The organism is Paraburkholderia oxyphila NBRC 105797 (assembly GCF_000685075.1).
Taxonomy (GTDB): Bacteria; Pseudomonadota; Gammaproteobacteria; order Burkholderiales; family Burkholderiaceae; genus Paraburkholderia; species Paraburkholderia oxyphila.
On the sequence record NZ_BAYD01000015.1, the window covers coordinates 94,826 to 112,212 of the forward strand.

The following is a 17,387-nucleotide window of genomic DNA, read 5'->3' on the forward strand; positions in this document are numbered from 1 at the left end:
TCAGTGTAGTCTCGCAAACAAATAATGTCGACAAGAATATTCGCGGCGAGGTACGATGCGGCTGAGAACCTTCGGACTGCGTCGATACAGGCAGGATCCGGTCCGTAGTAATCGGGTACCTGGTGTAATTATTGATGTCGACAATAATAAAATTTAGCGATCATGGCGCAGCCGACGTTCGACCGAACGATCGGACCATGGCCGGCGGCAATGGGAGCCGACGGGTGTCTGGCTAATCGCACAACGCAAAGAAAACGGAGGAGACGCAATGAAGCTGAAATGGGGGGCGGTAGCCCTGTCCGCAGTCCTGGCAGGCGCTGCGCACGCGCAATCGTCTGTGACGCTGTATGGCGCCATCGACACGGGGCTGCTCTATCAGAGCACCTCGGCCGCGTCGTACGCGGGCAACGCGAAGAACCTGGGGCATCTCTATTCCCTGAAAGACGCCGGCATCTATGCCAGCTTCTGGGGAATCAGGGGCACCGAGGACATCGGTAATGGCTACAAGGTCAATTTCCGGATGCAAGGCGTGTTCAATTCCGGCACCGGCAAGTTTGGCCTTGCGGATACGACGGGGGCCTCCGCGATCTTCGGCATGCAGTCGAGCGTGGGCGTGTCCGGGCCGTTCGGTTCGGTCGACCTCGGGCGGCAGTACGCGCCAATGATCTTCGCGATGGCCGATACCGACGTGCGCGCTGCGCAGTACTTCGGCAGCGTTCTCGGGGCGTGGCTCGGCCTGAACCAGGCCGCGCACTGGACCGGCACGAATACCAACGTTCCGATCGGCGCGCTGTATGACGATAACGCGATCGTCTATCAGTCGCCGAAGTTTTATGGCGCCTGGCTTGCGCTGGAGTATGCGCCCGGTGGCGTGGCGGGGCAGTTTCAGGGCGGCACGCGCGAATCCGCCGTGCTCCGCTATTCGAACTACGGTCTGAACCTCGCGGCAGCGTACTACAACGGGCACGACACCAACCTGGCCGCAGCCACGCCCACTGGCCTCGACAACAACCGCTTCTACTACGTTGGCGGCAAGTACACCTTCCACGGCGTGTCGGTTTCGCTCGGGTATGGTCTTGGGCAGAATCCCTCAGACAAGGCCTCAGCCAACCTCGAATTCATTTCGGCTGGACTCGGCTATCAATTTACGCCGTTCTTCAGGCTGACCTCGGGCTTCTACTATATGAAGGACCGCAACGATTCCGCGAATCATTCGAGCGAATACGCGCTGGGTGCGGAATACAGCGTGTCCAAGCGCACGCTGCTCTATGCGCAGGTGGGCTATGTCGACAACCGGGGCACCATGAATCAGGCCATCACGTATGGAGCACCGGTTGCACCGGGCGTTTCCACAACGGCGGCGAATATCGGTATCCGCCACACTTTCTGAAGACATGAAATGCAACCGGAGCATGCAATGGCAAAGAACATGATCGTGGGCATTTCGCTTTGCGCGGCGATTCTCGCGCTGCTGGCAGGGCTGAGCGTCGATGCGAATGCCCAGGACAACGCCATGCCGACGGCCTCGACGGCGATCCCTGCCACGCCGACGGCAAGGGAGGTCAGGAAAGCAAACCGGGCGCTGAGCCGCAAGGTGTATGCCGCGCTCGCGAAGCACAAGGAAATCAACGCCGGTGACATCAGCATCGTCGCAAGAAGCGGTGTTGTCACCCTCAATGGCACCGTCACCGAGTCTTCGCAGATCGGCGCCGTGGTGGAGATCGCGAAGGGGGTGCCTGGCGTGACTTCCGTGACGAACCGGCTTTCGGTTCAGCGATCCTTTGGCGAGTAGAAGGCCGCCGCACCTGCCGCGTCGATTGCGGAGGTGTACGTGAATCCATGAAGGAGACCGAGTTGAATCTTTATACGAGCCCTGCCGCGTCGACCGAGTCATCCAGGGTTGCCGGCGGTACCCGCGCGTATGCGTGGTTGGTGTTTGCGTTGATGTTTTGTCTGCTGTTGTCCGACTACATGTCGCGGCAGGCGCTCAACGCGTTGTTTCCGATGCTGAAGCTGCAGTGGGGCCTCTCCGATACCCAGCTCGGATCGGTCAGCAGCATCGTGCCGTTGGCGGTTGGCGTGCTGACGCTGCCGTTCTCTCTCGTCGCGGACCGCTGGGGGCGCGTCAAGAGCATCACGCTGATGGCGGGCTTGTGGAGTGTCGCCACGCTCGGATGCGCGATTGCCGCCAATTACCACGAGATGTTTGTCGCACGCATGTTCGTCGGTGTCGGCGAGGCCGCTTATGGAAGCGTGGGGCTCGCCATGCTCATCGGCATTTTTCCGAAGCGCATGCGTTCCAGTATCGTCGGCGGCTTTACGTCTGCGGCGGCCTTCGGGTCGGTGCTCGGCGTTTCGCTTTCGGGCATCATTGCGACCCATCTTGGGTGGCGCTGGTCAATGGGCACGATGGCGATATTCGGACTGGTGCTGGTCATCGTTTATGGCTTTGTCGTCACGGAAAAGCGCATGGCGCGCGTGTGTGCGGACGAGACCGATGACGCTGCGGTGCATGACCGCCTCGCATGGGCTCCCCGGGCACTGCTCTCCAGCCTGTTTCCGTCACGTTCGGTGCTGTGTGCCTATCTTGGCAGCGCGTTGCAGCTCTTCATCCAGGGCACGCTGTTCGTGTGGCTGCCCAGCTACCTGAATCGCTACTGGGGGATGCCTGTGGGCAAAGCAGCCGTTGTGGCGGCGGGTCTTGTGCTTGTCAGCGGTCTGGGCCAATTCCTGTGCGGCGTGATGACCGACTGGGTGAGCGGGAATTCGTCGCTCAGAAGGTGGAACATGGCGATTGGCTATTGCCTTGCGCTCGGCGTGCTGCTGGAGTTCGCGTTTCGCTTGCCGCCCGGCAACCTGCAGCTCGCATTGCTTGCGCCCGCCGTGTTCTTTCTGGCCAGCTCGTTCAGTACGTGTGGCGCGATCATCGCGGGAGCCACGTCACCGACGATCCACGGTTCGGCTTTTGCCACGCTGACGCTGTTCAACAATATCCTGGGGCTCGCAGCTGGCCCATTCGTCACCGGGATGGTGTCCGACGCGGTCGGTCTTCAAATCGCCCTGCGGTGGCTTCCCGTTGCGGCAATCCTGCCTTTGACGATGTATCTCCTTGGCCGATGGTGCCACTGCGCGCAAGCGCGGCGCCAGGACGAGGTCGACCACTGCACGGTATCTGGAATTCCCGGAGAGAAGCATGAACATTGTGGATGATGAACCCATAGCAACTAATCAGGATGCCTACCTGATAAGCAAGCGGCAGGCATGGTTTGCCTTTGGGATGACGTTCGCACTCATGTTCTTCGATTTTATCGATCGACAGGTGATCGTCTCGCTGTTTCCCCATATCAGGAGCGAATGGGGTTTGAGTGACAAGGAACTGGGCGCGCTCGTGTCCGTCGTCTCCGTTGTCGTGGGAGCGGGCGGTATACCTGTCGCGCTGGTGGCGGACCGGATGGGCCGCGTGAAGAGTATCGTCGCGATGGCCGTCTGCTGGAGCCTGGCGACGATCTCATGCATGTTCACGGCCAATTTCAGTCAATTGTTTGCGGCACGCGCCGTGGTGGGCATCGGCGAAGCCGGTTACGGCTCCGTAGGCGTGGCCCTGATCTCGACATTGTTCCCCGGCCGCTTGCGCAGCGCCGTGCTCGGTGCCTTTTACGCTGCGCCGTCGCTGGGTTCTGTCCTCGGGGTGGTGCTGGGCGGGGCCATTGCGGCCAGGTGGGGGTGGAAGTCGGCTTTTGGCGTGGTCGGCCTGCCTGGGCTCGTATTGACATTGCTCTATCTGTTCGTGCGTGACTACAGGACCTTGCCGCTGGCCGCCGATTCAAACAAGACGGCGCAGTCGCTGGCGGAAACGCTGAAACACATTTTCGGCACCCTGGCACGCACGCGAACCCTGCTATGGGTGTGCGTCGCTGCTGCGGCACAACTGATTACCGTTTCGGCCATCTGGTCGTGGCTCCCCAGCTATTTGAACCGCTTCCAGGGCATGTCCCCGGAAGCCGCGGCGAGGGCGGCGGGACTGGTCGTGCTGGTCGGCGCCGTGAGCTGCACGGTCTGGGGCGCGGTGGTGGGGCGCCTGGCTCTGCGCAGGCCGCGCAACAAGCTACTCGCGCTGTCTGCGCTGTGTCTGGTCACGTCGGTCGTTCTGGCGGGCGCGTTTGGTGGAACCTACGCGGCGCATGTGCGGTTCGACCTGATCGTGCTCGGGGCCTTTTTCATGAACTGCACGGTGGGTGTGGTTGCCGGGATTGCGATGGACATTATTCATCCAGGCGTTCGCTCCACGGGTGCAGCGGTGCTTTCCCTCTTTCAAAATATTTTCGGCCTGGCCGTGGGGCCCTTTCTGACGGGCATCGTGTCTGACCAATGGGGTTTGCAAAGCGCCTTGACGGTCATGCCCTTGTTTAGCGTGCTGGCTGCGGTGTGTTTCGTCATCGCGATGCGCAGTTACGACGCAGACGCTGCCCGAGTTTCCGCCGTCGAGCTGGAGAGGGAGCCGCTTGGCGGCGATGCACTGAACGCAGAAGTACGAGCCTGACCCAATCATTCAATGTCGATATGAATAGTCGAGGAACAAGGAGTAACCGCTCATGATCAAGATCGAAAGGCTGACCGCCTGCATTGGCGCAGAGGTGTCCGGTGTGAACATCGGAGACGCTGCAAGAGATGCATCGTTGTTTGCAGAACTCAAGGCACTGCTGCTTAAACATAGGGTTCTCTTCTTCCGGGATCAACGGATCTCTCGCGAGGAGCACATTGCTTTTGCGCGCAGATTCGGGAAGCTGGAAGATCATCCTGTCGCCGGAAGCGACCCGGACCATCCTGGCCTCGTGCAAATCTACCGGTCGGACGAGAAGAACCCTTATGAAAACAACTACCATACCGATGGACTCTGGCGAGCGGCTCCGTCCATGGGTGCGGTCCTGCGCTGCATCGAATGCCCGGAGGTCGGCGGCGACACCATCTGGGTCAACATGGTCGAGGCGTACAGGCAATTGCCGGATGACATCAAGAAGCGCATTGAGGGATTGAGGGCGAAGAGCAGCATCGAGCATTCGTTTGGCGCCGCCATGGGGCTCGAAGAGCGCAGAAAGCTGGCCGCGCAAAATCCGGAGGTGGAACACCCGGTCGTGCGGACCCATCCTGAGACTGGCGAAAAGGTGCTGTACGTCGGTAGTTTTACGACCCATTTCGTCAATTACCATACCGTCGAGAACGTGCGGTATGGCCTCGACAAGACGCCCGGCGCCAGTCTTCTGCTCAATTATCTGCAGAGCCAGGCATCGATCCCCGAGTATCAGGTTCGCTTTCGCTGGAAGCCCAATAGTGTGGCGGTTTGGGATAACCGGTCGACCCAGCACTACGCGGTCATGGACTATTGGCCGGCTCCGCGCAAAATGGAAAGAGCCGGGATCGAAGGTGACAGGCCTTATTGACGGGATTCCTGCTCAAGATCGCTTCGGCTGAACGTTATGGCTCGCCACAAGACGCAAAATCTTCCCGATCTTTCCGCACTCCTCACGCCGAAGAATTCGTTGATGCTGGCAGTGGAGCGGGCGGTGCTGCGCGGGCAGGACTGGGCGTATGCTTCGGTGCCCATCGCCGAGCAGATCGCTGCCCGCCTGGCCGGCGTCATTACGCTCGATCTCGTGAAATCGGGGCAGCGCTTGCTGGAAGCGGATATCAGCGCAGTGCTGCACGTCAGCCGCGCGCCGGTCCGCGAAGCCTTGCGCATCCTGGAGCGGGACCGGTTGGTGGAATTTCAGGCGAGACGCGGAGCGATCGTGACGGCGCCCGACGAGAACGAGCTCAGGGATATTTTCCGGGTGCGCAGTGTGCTGTATGTCACGATGCTGGAGCAGGCGACCCGTGAGAACTTGCCGGAACTCGAAGCGCTATTGACGGCGCATATTCCCAGATTGGCCCAGGCTGCCGAGGCGTCGATAGACGCTTATGCCGTGGAAAGTTTTCTCCTGAATTTCGCCACGATCGGTCTGTGCCATAACCGGCTTCTGGTCGATATCCTGCACTCGATCTCATTGCGAACGCTGCGTTACGTCCGGTTGGGCATGGTGGCTGCGCCGCAAACGATCCGCACATCTTTGGAGGTCTGGCGTGCGATGCAGGACGCCGCCATGAGGCGGGACGGCCCACTCCTGCTGGCCCTTGCCACTTCGCGTCTGGACGAGGCACGGGATGCTGCTGTTCGCGCAGTCGTGGAACAGCCGTTTTGACCGTGTGAGGCGAAGCGGCACGCGAGCCGCTTCGCCTCTCGGGGCGTCCGCAACTTCATGCGACGCGCTCACATTGGCTGGAAGCGATTTCCTGCCGGAACAGGTCGGCGAGCTTGTCGGCCGCGAGCGAGAGCGGCGCGTCGCGCAGCTTCATGATGCCAAGCCGAAGCGGCGGGAACTCGAGACGCAGCGGCACGCGCGTCGCCTGCTGCGCATAGGGCTCCACCTCGAGCATGCCCACGGGCACCGCGAGCAGCGCGTCGCTGCGCGCCATCAGGTTCCAGCTCACACCGAACGTGTTCGCGCGGATGATGCGTGTGGGCAACGGCAGCCGGGCGCGGCGCAGGTAGTCCAGCAGATTGCAATGGTGGCTGCCGGGCGAGAGGGTCATGGCCCACGTGCACTCGGCCACCTGACTCCATTCGGTGGCACTTGCCATGGGGTGCCCGCGGCGGCAGACCACGATCGTCTCGAGCGTGCGCAGCGGCTCGAAGTCGAACTCGCCACTGACTTCCTCCTCGGCCGGCGCGGCGACCGCGAAGTCGATCGAACCATCGCGCAGCGCGTGCAGCACGTGAGGCATCAGGCCTTCCTCGAAAGTCAGTTCTGCCAACGGCATGATCTTGGTGAAGCGCTCGATGACCGTGGGCAGCGCGCCAAGGAGCACCATCGGCGTCACTGCGGCCGCCACATGCCCGCGCTTGCCACCAAGCAGCTGCTGGATGTCTTGACGCGCGAGCGCAAGCTGCGCCTGGGCGAGGCGCGCGCGCGAGGTGAGCTGACGGCCGCATTCGGTCAGCTGCACGCCGCGCGAGCTGCGTACGATGAGCGGCGCGTCGAGATCCTGTTCGAGCTCGCGTACCGCTTTCGTGACGGCGGCCTGGCTCAGATGCAGATGGCGCGATGCACCACGAATGCTGCCGGTTTCGACCAGGGCAAGCCAGGCCTTCAGGTGATGGTCCTTCATGTCTCGTCCGCCGCGTCGCGGTCCATCGGCCGATGACGATGCAGCGTAGTCTCCTTCGTGATTTAGATGTTGCCGACTCGCGCGACTCAGCCGCAACGGCCCAGGGTTACTCCTGGGAGAGGTGGCAGCGCGACAACCTGTGGTGGTCACCGCGAACAATATATCGTCTTTTGCGATCGGACTGTCCCAGTTAGCCTCTTTCCAGTCCCTGACGTTCGCCCGAGCGGTCCGGCGGGCATAAAAAAACGAAAGCCAATCGAGAGTCCTGGAGGAGCACATATGAGTCAAGCATGGTGGCGCCTGAGCGCAACGGAAATGGCCGCCCTCGTCGCGCGCCGCGACGTTTCGTCGAAAGAACTCGTGGAGAGCTGCCTCGCGCGGCTGGAGGAAGTCAATCCGCATCTCAACGCGGTCGTGGACGTGCTCGCGGATAGCGCGCTCGAAGCCGCCGCGGCGGCCGATGCCGCCGTTGGCCGGCGAGAAGCGACTGGCCCGCTGCATGGCGTGCCGGTGACGGTCAAGGTGAACGTCGACATGGCGGGGCGCGCGACGTCCAACGGCGTGGTGGCCTACAAGGATCTGATCGCGCGCGAGGACAGCCCGGTCGTGGCGAATCTGCGCAAGGCCGGTGCAGTCATCATCGGCCGGACCAACGCACCCGCGTTTTCGTACCGGTGGTTCACCGACAATGATCTCTACGGCAGAACGCTGAACCCCTGGGATGCCGGCTTGACGCCGGGTGGCTCCAGTGGCGGCGCATCGGCTGCGGTGGCGGCCGGCATCGGCGCGATCGCGCACGGCAACGACCTGGGTGGATCGATTCGTTATCCTGCGTATGCATGTGGCGTGGCCGGGCTGCGGCCGACCACGGGGCGCGTGCCCGCCTACAACCCGACGCAAAGCCGCGACCGCACGCTTGCGGTGCAGCTCGCTTCGGTGCAGGGGCCGCTCGCGCGCACGGTGGGCGACCTGCGCCTCGCGCTCGCGGCCATGGAGGGCGGCGATACGCGCGACGCCTGGTGGATGCCGGTCGCGCCGACACAACGAGATGCCTCGAACGCAACGAAGGGCGCCTTGGCGCCGTTCCCCACGCGGGTGGCGGTGTGCGCGCAACTGCCAGGCATTCCCACCGACCCGGTGGTGATCGACGCCGTCCAGCAGGCCGCGCGCTGGCTCGAGGAGGCCGGCTGCGTCGTGGAGGAGGTGGTGCCGCCGCGCTTTGACGAAGCCTCAGAGCTGTGGTTGAAGCTCGTGACCAACGAGGCGCTCACCGGTCTCGACAAGACCATCGAAGACTGTGGCGACCGCGCCATCCGCACGGCGTTCGGCAGCCAGCGCCGCATCGCGCCGACGCTCGACCTGGCCGGCTACATGGACGGCCTCTCGCAACGCACGGGCCTGTTGCGCGAATGGCAAGCCTTCTTCGCGCGCTATCCGCTGCTGCTGATGCCGGTGTCGTGCCAGCGCCCGTTCGCTATCGATGCCGACCAGCACGGTGACGACGCGATGCGCCGCATCCTGCAGGCGCAAGGCCCGCTGCTTGCGACAGCGGTGCTCGGTTTGCCGGGCTTGAGCGTGCCGCTCGGTGTGGCGGCGTCCTCCGGCACCAGCATGCCTTCGGGTGTGCAACTCGTAGCGGGCCGCTATGGCGAAGCGCTGTGCCTCGCGGCGGGCGAAGCCATCGAGGCGCGCGCGGGCGTGTTCACTCCGATCGATCCACTTGCCGCTGCTGTTCGCAGCATGGGGTGAGCCGATGCTCAGGATACTGATCGGGCTTGGATTGCCCTATGCAGGCGTGCTGGGGCTGCTGCCCTGGATCGCTTCCGCCGACGTCTACGTGCTGGGCGTACCGCTCGTGTACGCCTGGATGTTTCTGTGGTTCGTACTGACCTCGGCGTGTCTGTTCGTCTGCTGGCACGGCTTCGACAAGCACGTCGCCGACGCCACGCAGGACGATCTCTGATTGCAAGGGAGCACGCGCATGTCAACCGTAGTCTTCGCCGGCTTTATGCTGGCTTCGTTCGCTCTTGCGTTGCTCTCGCGTCGCGGCGTGGGCACGCAGAGCGTGCAGGATTTTTTCGTCGCGTCGCGCCAGTTCGGCAGCGTACTCGTCTTTTTTCTCGCTGCGGGAGAGATCTACAGCGTCGCCACGATGGTGGGCTTCGCGGGCGGCATCTACGCGAAGGGGCCGACTTACGGTGTCTGGTTTCTCGGCTATATCCTGCTTGCCTATCCGCTCGGCTATTTTCTCGGGCCGCGCATCTGGGAGGCTGGCAGGCGCTTCAATGCGATCACACTGCCCGACCTTTTCAGGGGTCACTTTCAGGACCGCACGATCGAGTGCGTCGTCGCGCTCACGTCGATCCTGTTCCTGTTGCCGATGGCGCAACTCCAGTTCACCGGGCTTGCTGCCGCCTTGCGCGGGCTGGGCTGGCAGTTCGAGACGCTGCATCTGGTCGTCATCGCGGCGGTGTTCGCGCTTATCTATATCATGATCGCCGGTATCCGCTCCTCGGCTTACGTCGCGGTGCTCAAGGACACGCTCATGGTCCTCGCGATCGTTGCAACCGGGGTTGCCGTGGCGCAGCGCGTAGGCGTGACTGCGGTGTTTCACGAAGCCGGGCTGCAGGTGAGCAACCGCATGGATGCCACGCAATTGCGCTTTGCCATGAGCACGATTCTGTTCCAGTCGCTCGGCTTTCTCGCCATGCCATTCGGTGCGCAGATGTTCTTCACCGCGAAGAGCGCCAACACGATCCGGCGCAGCCAGATCGCCATGCCCCTGTATATGCTGATGTATCCGTTTCTCGTGATCGCGTCGTACTATGCGCTCAGCCAGCACTACAGCCTGAAGTCGGCAAACGAGGCGTTCTTCGTGGCGGCCAACGACTTGTTGCCGCCATGGCTGCTCGGGCTCGTGGCGGCCGCCGCCGTGCTCTCCGCGTTGCTGGTGCTCACCGGCATGTGCCTGGCTATCGGGCCCATCGTCAGCCGCAATTTGTTGCCGGGCCTGGGCGGAGCGCAACAAAAGGCGGCCGCGAAGATCGTCATCGTGATCTATCTGGCCGTGTCGATCGTCATGACCAGCGCGACGCCGACATTGATGCTCACGCTCATTAACACAACCTATTACGGCGTCGGGCAATTCTTTCCGGGGCTGATTGCCGTGCTGTTCTCGCTGCGCATCCGTCCCGCCGCGGTGACGGCCGGCATTCTCGTGGGAGATTGCCTGGCGCTCGCGTTCTACCTGGGCCGCTACGATCTCGGCGGCTTCAATCCTGGCTTGCTGTGCCTGGTCGTCAACTGCATGGTGATCGCGGTGCTCGAGTACGTGTTGCGGGCCACGCGGGCGAGTGGGGCGGTGCGGTCCTGAAGGCCTGACGAGGAGGCGCCGATATTCGGGCGCGCCATCGCGCGCCACCTCGCATCGCGCCGCGTCGATCAGTGACGGTGTTGCCGGCGCCTGTCATGGATAGTCAATCGACTGGCGCGCATGATCAAGCGGGGAAAGGGCCCAAACCGGACAATGGCACGCATCACTATCGGGCGGCGCGCTGGACTCGCCAACGCGCTCGCCTGCGGATGCGACAGCCGCCTTTCCCCGGAGACCCCGCATGAATTTTCTCGACGGCCACCTCTTTCCCGAGAATCAACAGCCCTTGATCATTACCGCGGCGCCTTACGCGCCAGGCTGGTTGCCCTCGGACTTTCCCGAGGACATTCCGGTCACCATGGAGGAACAGATCCAGAAGGCGGTGGATTGCTACAACGCGGGCGCCACGGTGCTGCACCTCCATGTGCGCGAACTCGACGGCAAGGGCAGCAAGCGCCTGTCGAAGTTCAACGAACTGATCGCCGGGGTGCGCAAGGCGGTGCCGGAAATGATCATCCAGGTGGGCGGCTCGATCTCGTTCGCGCCGGAAAACGAAGGGCAAGCGGCGAAGTGGCTCTCCGACGACACCCGCCACATGCTGGCCGAGCTCGAGCCCACGCCTGACCAGGTCACGGTGACGGTCAATACTTCGCAGATGAACGTCACCGATCAGGCCGAAGACGCCGACTTCAAGGGCACCTCGCGCGAGAACCCGACGCTCTTTAACGCCTACAAGGAAATGACCGTGCCCGCGCAGCCGGGCTGGGTCGAGGAGCACGTGCGCCGGTTGACGGCCAGGGGCATCCAGAGCGCGTTCCAGTGCTACAACCTCAACAGCTTCGAGTCGGTGGAGCGGCTGATGCGCCGCGGCTTCTACAAGGGCCCGCTGGTCATGAACTGGGTGGCGATCGCCGGCGGCATGGATACGCCGAACATCTACAGCCTCGGCAACTTCATCCGCGCGGTGCCCGACGGCGCGGTGGTCACGGTGGAGAGCAATGTACGCAACGTACTGCCCGTCAACATGATGGGCATTGCGATGGGCCTGCACGTGCGTTGCGGCACGGAAGACTGCCTGTGGAACCAGAAGCGCACTGAAAAGATGAGCACCGTGAAGCAGATCGAGCAACTCGTGCGCATCTCGCGCGAGTTCGGCCGCGATATCGCGACCGCGAAAGAGGCGCGCGAGATCAGCAAGATCGGCGTGTTCTACGACACGGTGGAGGAATCGCTGCACGCGAACGGCTTCGCACCGAACCGCAACGGCGGCACGCAAGGCTTCTTGCGCAAGACGGCCTGAGGCAGCGCCCGCGTAGCACGCATTTCATGCCGCGCCGGTATCACCTGTGCTTGCGCGGCGGCGCTTCGCGAGCGACTGAGGGTAGGGCCAAGTGAACGCGCAATGCGTCATGGGGGAAAAAATCGCTTGCAGCGGCCATAATGGCCCGCTATCGTTGCACTGTTCGATGAACTGCAGCGGGAGAGACTGTCACTGCGAAAGCAATTGACGGCGCCGACGGAGCAACCGCCCCGGAAACTCTCAGGCACAAGGACCCTGCAGCGAGAACACATCTGGAGAGCGGCACGCAGTTGCCCACCGAAGGAGATTTCCGCCCGGCGCGTTGGATGCCGGCGCGGAAAGAAACTCTCAGGTACATGGACAGATGGGGCACGGATGTCGGAAACGACAGTGCTCAATCTAATCTGGACCATGTCATGTCACGAATCGCCATCATTGGCGCCGGGATCACCGGCGTCACGACCGCTTACGCCCTTGCAAAGCGCGGCTTTCGCGTTACCGTGTTCGAGCGCCACCGCTATAGCGCCATGGAGACGTCGTTCGCGAACGGCGGCCAGCTCTCGGCCTGCAATGCCGAAGTCTGGAACAACACCGCCACCGTCCTCAAGGGCCTGCGCTGGATGCTCACGCGCGACGCGCCGCTGCTCGTGAATCCGCGGCCTGCCTGGCACAAGTATTCGTGGATGGCCGAATTTCTGCGGCAGATCCCGAACTATCGGGCCAACACGCTCGAAACCGTACGCCTCGCGATGGCGGCCCGCGAACACCTGTTCGAGACGGCGCGCAACGAAGGCATCGAGTTCGACCTCGAGCGGCGCGGCATTCTACATATCTACAAGGACCGCAAGAGCTTCGACGTGGCCACGAAGGTCAACGCCATCCTGACCGAGGGCGGGCTCGATCGCCGGTCCGTGACGCCGGCTGAGATCCGGGAGATCGAGCCGGCCCTGGAGGGCGCGTTTTTCGGTGGCTTCTTCACGCCCTCGGATTCGACCGGCGACATCCACAAGTTCACGCGCGGCCTCGCGAAGGCGTGCGTGCGGCATGGCGTTGAATTCCGCTACGACACGCAGATCGCCGCGATCAGGCGCGACCCGGGCGGCACGTTCACGCTCTCCACGCTGTCGCAGGATGCTTCGCATGACGAAATATTCGATCGTATCGTCGTCTGTGCGGGCGTGAACAGCCGTGCATTCGCGTCGATGCTCGGCGACCACGTGAACGTTTATCCGGTGAAGGGCTACTCGATCACCGTATGTCTCGACGACGAAAAGAGCCAGCGCGCGGCACCCTGGGTCAGCTTGCTCGACGAGAGCGCGAAGATCGTCACGAGCCGGCTCGGTGCCGACCGGTTCCGCGTGGCGGGCACGGCGGAGATCAACGGGTTCAACCGCGACATTCGCGCGGACCGCATCGCGCCGCTCGTCGAATGGACCCGCCGTCTGTTCCCGCAGGTCGACACCTCGCGCGTGATTCCGTGGGCAGGCCTGCGGCCCATGTTGCCGAGCATGCTGCCGAAAGTGGGCAGGGGGCGCATGCCGGGCGTGTTCTACAACACGGGGCACGGGCATCTGGGCTGGACTTTGTCGGCCGCAACGGCGGAGAACGTCGCCGCGCTGATCGAGGGCATGGCCGGCACGGCACATGGCGTTCGCCTCGCGGCAGCCTGAGCCTGCGGCGTGCCGCGGCTACTTGCGGCGCGCGGGCTTTGTTACGTCTCCGTTTTCGCCTGAGCGGTCATTCAGCCAGACTTCCTGCAGGTCGATCATGAACGCCTGCAGGATGGACGGCACGGCGGAGGCCCGGCGCGTCACCGCGCAAAAGGGTGACTGCATGCCGAACTGCTCGGGGCCGATGCGCCGCATGTCGTCGCGTTCCACCCAGCGCGCCGCATAGTGGTTGGGCAGGAATCCAATATACGCGCCGGAAAGAATCAGGATTGCCTGCGCCTCGACGTTGTCGACCGTCGCGGCGGCCTTGCTCGCGCTGAGCATCTTCAGATCGTGCTGCTGCAGGTAGCCGCGCGCCGCGATGCGGCTCGCGGCGATGGCTTCGACCTGAACGCCGCCTTCCCCCGCCCCCGCAAACAGAGGGTTCCCTTTGCCGCAATAGAGCCCATCGGGCTCGAGATAGAGCTCGGTATAGGTGAGGCCCGGCACGTGGATCGGGAAGTGCCCGATCGCGACATGGAGCCTGCCGTCGAGCACGCGCTCCTCGAGCTCCGCCGGCGTGCCGATGTAGACGTCGACATGCACGTCTTCGCCGCGCGAAACGAACTTCTGCAAGGCCCGCGGCAGCGGCGAGGCGGTGTCCGTCACCGTGTTGTCGATGATGCCCAGATAGAGTCGGCCCGCGATATGTTGCTTCAGCGCGTCCGTATCCATGCAGAAGGCCTCCACGGCAACCTGCAGGCGCTGAGCCGCCTCGTACGTCGCGAGGCCGTGCTCGGTCAGGCGGAAGCCGCCGCGGCCGCGTTCGCACAGCTTGAGGCCGAGGCGCGTCTCGAGCGTGGTCATCTGCTCGCTGATGGTCGACTGGCTCACGTTCAGCGTTGCCTGGGCCGCCGAAAAGCCGCCGCATCGCACGACATGCATGAAAACCCTGAGTAGCTTGAGATCCACGTCCTGCAATTGCGTCATTGCCCGCGTTCTCCATGATCGCTTGCTTCGGAAATTCCGATATGAATATCTGAACCCCGGGATTTTTGGTCAAAAATAATACCCACATAGTGTCTCAAAGCGGCGGCCCGACAAAAACCGGGTCGTTCACCGATTCCTGACTGGATGACCCAGCGGATCACACATGGAGACACTCATGCCGGGCAACACATACGAAAGCGGGCGGCTGGATTTGCCGTTCGTGGGCCATTGCACGTTCGCAAAATCGCCGGTCTGCCTCGACTGGGATCGCATCGACGCCGATGTGGCGATCCTCGGCGCGCCCAACGACATGGGCACGCAATGGCGCTCGGGGGCGCGCTTCGGGCCGCGCAGCATCCGCGAAGCGTCCACGCTGTTTTCGTTCGGCCACGCGGGCGCCTACGATCACGAAGACGACGCGCTCTATCTGACGCGCGACCAGGTGCGCATGGTGGACGTGGGCGACGCCGACATCGTCCACACCGACATGGCGGCGAGCAACGCCAACATCGAAAGCGCGGTGCGCAAGATCCTCGCGAATGGCGCGATGCCCGTGACGCTCGGTGGCGATCATTCGATTCACGCCCCGGTGATCCAGGCGTTCGAGGGACGTGGCCCGATTCACATCGTGCACTTCGACGCGCATCTGGATTTCGTAGACGAACGCCACGGCGTGCGCTATGGACACGGCAATCCGCTGCGGCGCGCTTCGGAGATGCAGCACATCAGCGGCATGACGCAGCTCGGGATCCGCAACGTCTCGTCGTCGAACCGCAGCGACTACGACGCCGCGCGTGCTGCGGGCTCAGACATTCTTTCCGTGCGCGACGTGCGCCGGCTTGGAGCAGAAGGCGTACTGGCACGGATTCCCGAAGGCCGCGCCTACTACATCACGATCGACATCGACGGCTTCGATCCGTCCATCGCGCCGGGCACGGGCACGCCGAGCCATGGCGGCTTTACCTACTACGAAGTGCTCGAAATCATCCAGGGGCTCGCGCGCCGCAGTCACGGCAACGTGGTGGGCATGGACCTCGTGGAAGTCGCTCCGGCATACGACCCGGCGGGCGTGACGCCCATTCTCGCGGCGCAACTGCTGCTCAATTCGATCGGCTTCATCTTTCGCGCTCGCAGCCAGCATCGGCGCTGAGGCATTGGGGCATTGAGGAACCGGGCCAGCGACGCAGGCAACGGCACGAAACATCGACACGCGCGACGTGGGCGCACGGCGCCGCACGAGATCAGGAGACAAGCTTGGATTCCATCGTACGAAACTATCTGGAGCAGTTCGGCGTGCGCGAAGCAACGCGGCGCTTTCTCGAGCAGCCGCAACGCATGTTCATCGCCGGCGCGTTCGTGCCGGGCAGCGAGGGCGAGGTGCTCGACGTGGTCGAGCCGTCCACCGAAGGCATCATCACGCAGATTCCGCTCGCCACGGCAGGCGACCTCGACCGTGCAGTCGCGGCGGCCCGCGCGCAGTTCGACGGCGGCGCGTGGCGGCGCCTCAAGCCGCTCGAGCGCGAGCGCCTGCTGCATCGCCTCGCCGATCTGATCGAAGCTCACGCCGACGAGCTGGCCGAGATCGAGTCGATCGACGTCGGCAAATCGGTGGCGAACGCGCGCGATGTGGATATCCAGGGAACCGTCGACACGTTCCGCTATTTCGCGGGCTGGGCTTCCAAGCTGCACGGGCGCACCGTGGAGCCTTCGCTGCCCGGCCACTACCTCGCCTATACGCGCAAGGAGGCCGTGGGCGTGGTGGGGATCATCGTGCCGTGGAATTTCCCGCTGCAGACGCTGGCGTGGAAGCTGGCCGCCGCGCTCGCGGTGGGCTGCACGGCGGTGATCAAGCCCGCTGAGCTGACCTCGCTGTCGACGCTGCGCTTCGCCCAGCTCGTGCCGGAGGCCGGCATTCCCGACGGGGTGGTGAACGTCGTGACCGGGCGCGGCAACGTGATCGGTGCCGCCATGGCGCGCCACCCCGGCATCGACAAAGTGACGTTCACGGGCTCCACGGCGGTGGGGCGCGAGGTCGGCAGCGCGGCGCTCGATGGCGTCAAGCGCGTCACGCTCGAGCTGGGCGGCAAGTCGCCGGTGCTCGTGCTCGACGATGCGGACATCGAGGCCGCCGCGCGCGCGGTGGCGAACGGCATGTTCTTCAACTCGGGGCAGGTGTGCGACGCCGGCAGCCGCCTCTACGTGCAACGCAGCGTGCACGAGCGCTTCCTCGCCGCGCTGATCGACTACACGCGCACGCTGAAGATCGCGCCGGGCCTCGATCGCGACTGCTTCATCAGCCCGCTCGTCTCGGCGCAGCAGAAGGCGCGCGTGACGTCGTATATCGAGGCGGGTCGTCGCGAAGGCGCGGAACTGGTGTATGGCGGGCGCAACGTGGAAGGGTCGGGCTATTTCGTTCAACCGACGATCTTCGCGCATTGCCGTCCGGATATGCGCATCGTGAAGGAGGAGATCTTCGGCCCCGTGCTCGTGAGCGCGCCATTCGACGACCTGAGCGAGGCCGTCGAGCTCGCAAACGACACGCCGTATGGGCTCGCCGCAGCGATCTATTCGCGCGATCTGAACCGCGTGCACGCACTGGTGCCGAAGCTGCGCGCCGGCAGCGTCTACGTGAACGCGCACAGCACGATCGATCCGGCCATGCCATTCGGCGGCTTCAAGGCATCGGGCTTCGGCAAGGATCTCGGCGCGGAGCAACTCGACGCCCTGATGGAGACCAAAGCCGTCTGGATCACGCTGAACGACGCATAGCGGCGCGTCGGTATCGAGTCTTCGATACGCGGCGGACCGGCCCGCTCTCGCGGGCCGCGCTCCGGGCGTCCTGTTTTTATGCAGCATCGTCCATTACGACATG

The 17,387-nt window shown here is 63.6% G+C and carries 15 protein-coding genes and 1 riboswitch; of the genes, 13 read left to right on the forward strand and 2 right to left on the reverse strand.

All coding sequences use genetic code 11. The features are described 5' to 3' along the window. Positions 1 to 268 precede the first annotated feature (268 nt). The 6 genes from BO1_RS13240 to BO1_RS50845 are packed head-to-tail and all read left to right on the forward strand — an operon-like array spanning position 269 to position 6,236. Positions 269 to 1,390 (forward strand): porin, encoded by a 1,122-nt coding sequence (locus BO1_RS13240; RefSeq protein ID WP_028217976.1) that lies wholly within the window; start codon positions 269 to 271, stop codon positions 1,388 to 1,390. Between the two features lie 27 nt (positions 1,391 to 1,417). Beyond that, positions 1,418 to 1,792, forward strand: a complete 375-nt coding sequence (locus BO1_RS13245; protein WP_028217977.1) for a BON domain-containing protein — start codon at positions 1,418 to 1,420, stop codon at positions 1,790 to 1,792. A gap of 47 nt (positions 1,793 to 1,839) precedes the next feature. Beyond that, the gene (locus tag BO1_RS13250; RefSeq protein ID WP_245643783.1) at positions 1,840 to 3,210 is read left to right on the forward strand and encodes an MFS transporter; all 1,371 of its coding nucleotides are present in this window, start codon (positions 1,840 to 1,842) and stop codon (positions 3,208 to 3,210) included. Further along, complete coding sequence (locus BO1_RS13255; protein WP_028217979.1) at positions 3,194 to 4,540, forward strand: MFS transporter; 1,347 nt, start codon at positions 3,194 to 3,196, stop codon at positions 4,538 to 4,540. The genes BO1_RS13250 and BO1_RS13255 overlap by 17 nt, the downstream gene beginning before the upstream one ends. Positions 4,541 to 4,595: 55 nt before the next feature. Continuing rightward, positions 4,596 to 5,438, forward strand: coding sequence for a TauD/TfdA dioxygenase family protein (locus BO1_RS13260; protein ID WP_028217980.1), 843 nt, complete (start codon positions 4,596 to 4,598; stop codon positions 5,436 to 5,438). Positions 5,439 to 5,474: 36 nt separating this feature from the next. Beyond that, entirely contained in the window at positions 5,475 to 6,236 is a 762-nt protein-coding gene (locus BO1_RS50845) for a GntR family transcriptional regulator (protein ID WP_043284701.1), read from the forward strand. Between the two features lie 55 nt (positions 6,237 to 6,291). Here BO1_RS50845 and BO1_RS13270 read toward each other — a convergent pair whose 3' ends face one another. Then, positions 6,292 to 7,203 (reverse strand): LysR substrate-binding domain-containing protein, encoded by a 912-nt coding sequence (locus tag BO1_RS13270; RefSeq protein ID WP_028217981.1) that lies wholly within the window; start codon positions 7,201 to 7,203, stop codon positions 6,292 to 6,294. Positions 7,204 to 7,482: 279 nt separating this feature from the next. Between BO1_RS13270 and BO1_RS13275 the strand changes: the two genes are divergently transcribed. The 5 genes from BO1_RS13275 to BO1_RS13295 all read left to right on the forward strand — a co-directional run bounded on the left by BO1_RS13275 (position 7,483) and on the right by BO1_RS13295 (position 13,546). After that, positions 7,483 to 8,952: an amidase family protein gene (locus BO1_RS13275; protein ID WP_028217982.1), complete on the forward strand. Its 1,470-nt coding sequence runs from the start codon at positions 7,483 to 7,485 to the stop codon at positions 8,950 to 8,952. A gap of 4 nt (positions 8,953 to 8,956) precedes the next feature. Then, a complete protein-coding gene (locus BO1_RS13280) occupies positions 8,957 to 9,166 on the forward strand; it encodes a DUF3311 domain-containing protein (protein ID WP_028217983.1) in 210 nt (69 codons plus the stop codon). A gap of 18 nt (positions 9,167 to 9,184) precedes the next feature. Continuing rightward, positions 9,185 to 10,576 carry a sodium:solute symporter family protein gene (locus BO1_RS13285; protein WP_028217984.1) on the forward strand — a complete coding sequence of 464 codons (1,392 nt, stop codon included), beginning with the start codon at positions 9,185 to 9,187 and terminating at the stop codon, positions 10,574 to 10,576. Between the two features lie 241 nt (positions 10,577 to 10,817). Beyond that, entirely contained in the window at positions 10,818 to 11,876 is a 1,059-nt protein-coding gene (locus BO1_RS13290) for a BKACE family enzyme (protein ID WP_028217985.1), read from the forward strand. 262 nt (positions 11,877 to 12,138) lie between these two features. Continuing rightward, positions 12,139 to 12,250, forward strand: a riboswitch (glycine riboswitch). A 42-nt stretch (positions 12,251 to 12,292) separates the two neighbouring features. Further along, complete coding sequence (locus BO1_RS13295) at positions 12,293 to 13,546, forward strand: D-amino acid dehydrogenase (protein ID WP_028217986.1); 1,254 nt, start codon at positions 12,293 to 12,295, stop codon at positions 13,544 to 13,546. An 18-nt stretch (positions 13,547 to 13,564) separates the two neighbouring features. On the opposite strand, the gene BO1_RS50850 is transcribed toward BO1_RS13295, so the two are convergent. Next, positions 13,565 to 14,515, reverse strand: a complete 951-nt coding sequence (locus tag BO1_RS50850) for a LysR family transcriptional regulator (RefSeq protein ID WP_043284704.1) — start codon at positions 14,513 to 14,515, stop codon at positions 13,565 to 13,567. A gap of 175 nt (positions 14,516 to 14,690) precedes the next feature. Here BO1_RS50850 and speB point away from each other — a divergent pair, with 175 nt between their 5' ends. Continuing rightward, positions 14,691 to 15,665 carry an agmatinase gene (gene speB, locus BO1_RS13305; protein ID WP_028217987.1) on the forward strand — a complete coding sequence of 325 codons (975 nt, stop codon included), beginning with the start codon at positions 14,691 to 14,693 and terminating at the stop codon, positions 15,663 to 15,665. A gap of 104 nt (positions 15,666 to 15,769) precedes the next feature. Then, positions 15,770 to 17,284 carry an aldehyde dehydrogenase family protein gene (locus BO1_RS13310; protein ID WP_028217988.1) on the forward strand — a complete coding sequence of 505 codons (1,515 nt, stop codon included), beginning with the start codon at positions 15,770 to 15,772 and terminating at the stop codon, positions 17,282 to 17,284. Positions 17,285 to 17,387: the final 103 nt, after the last annotated feature.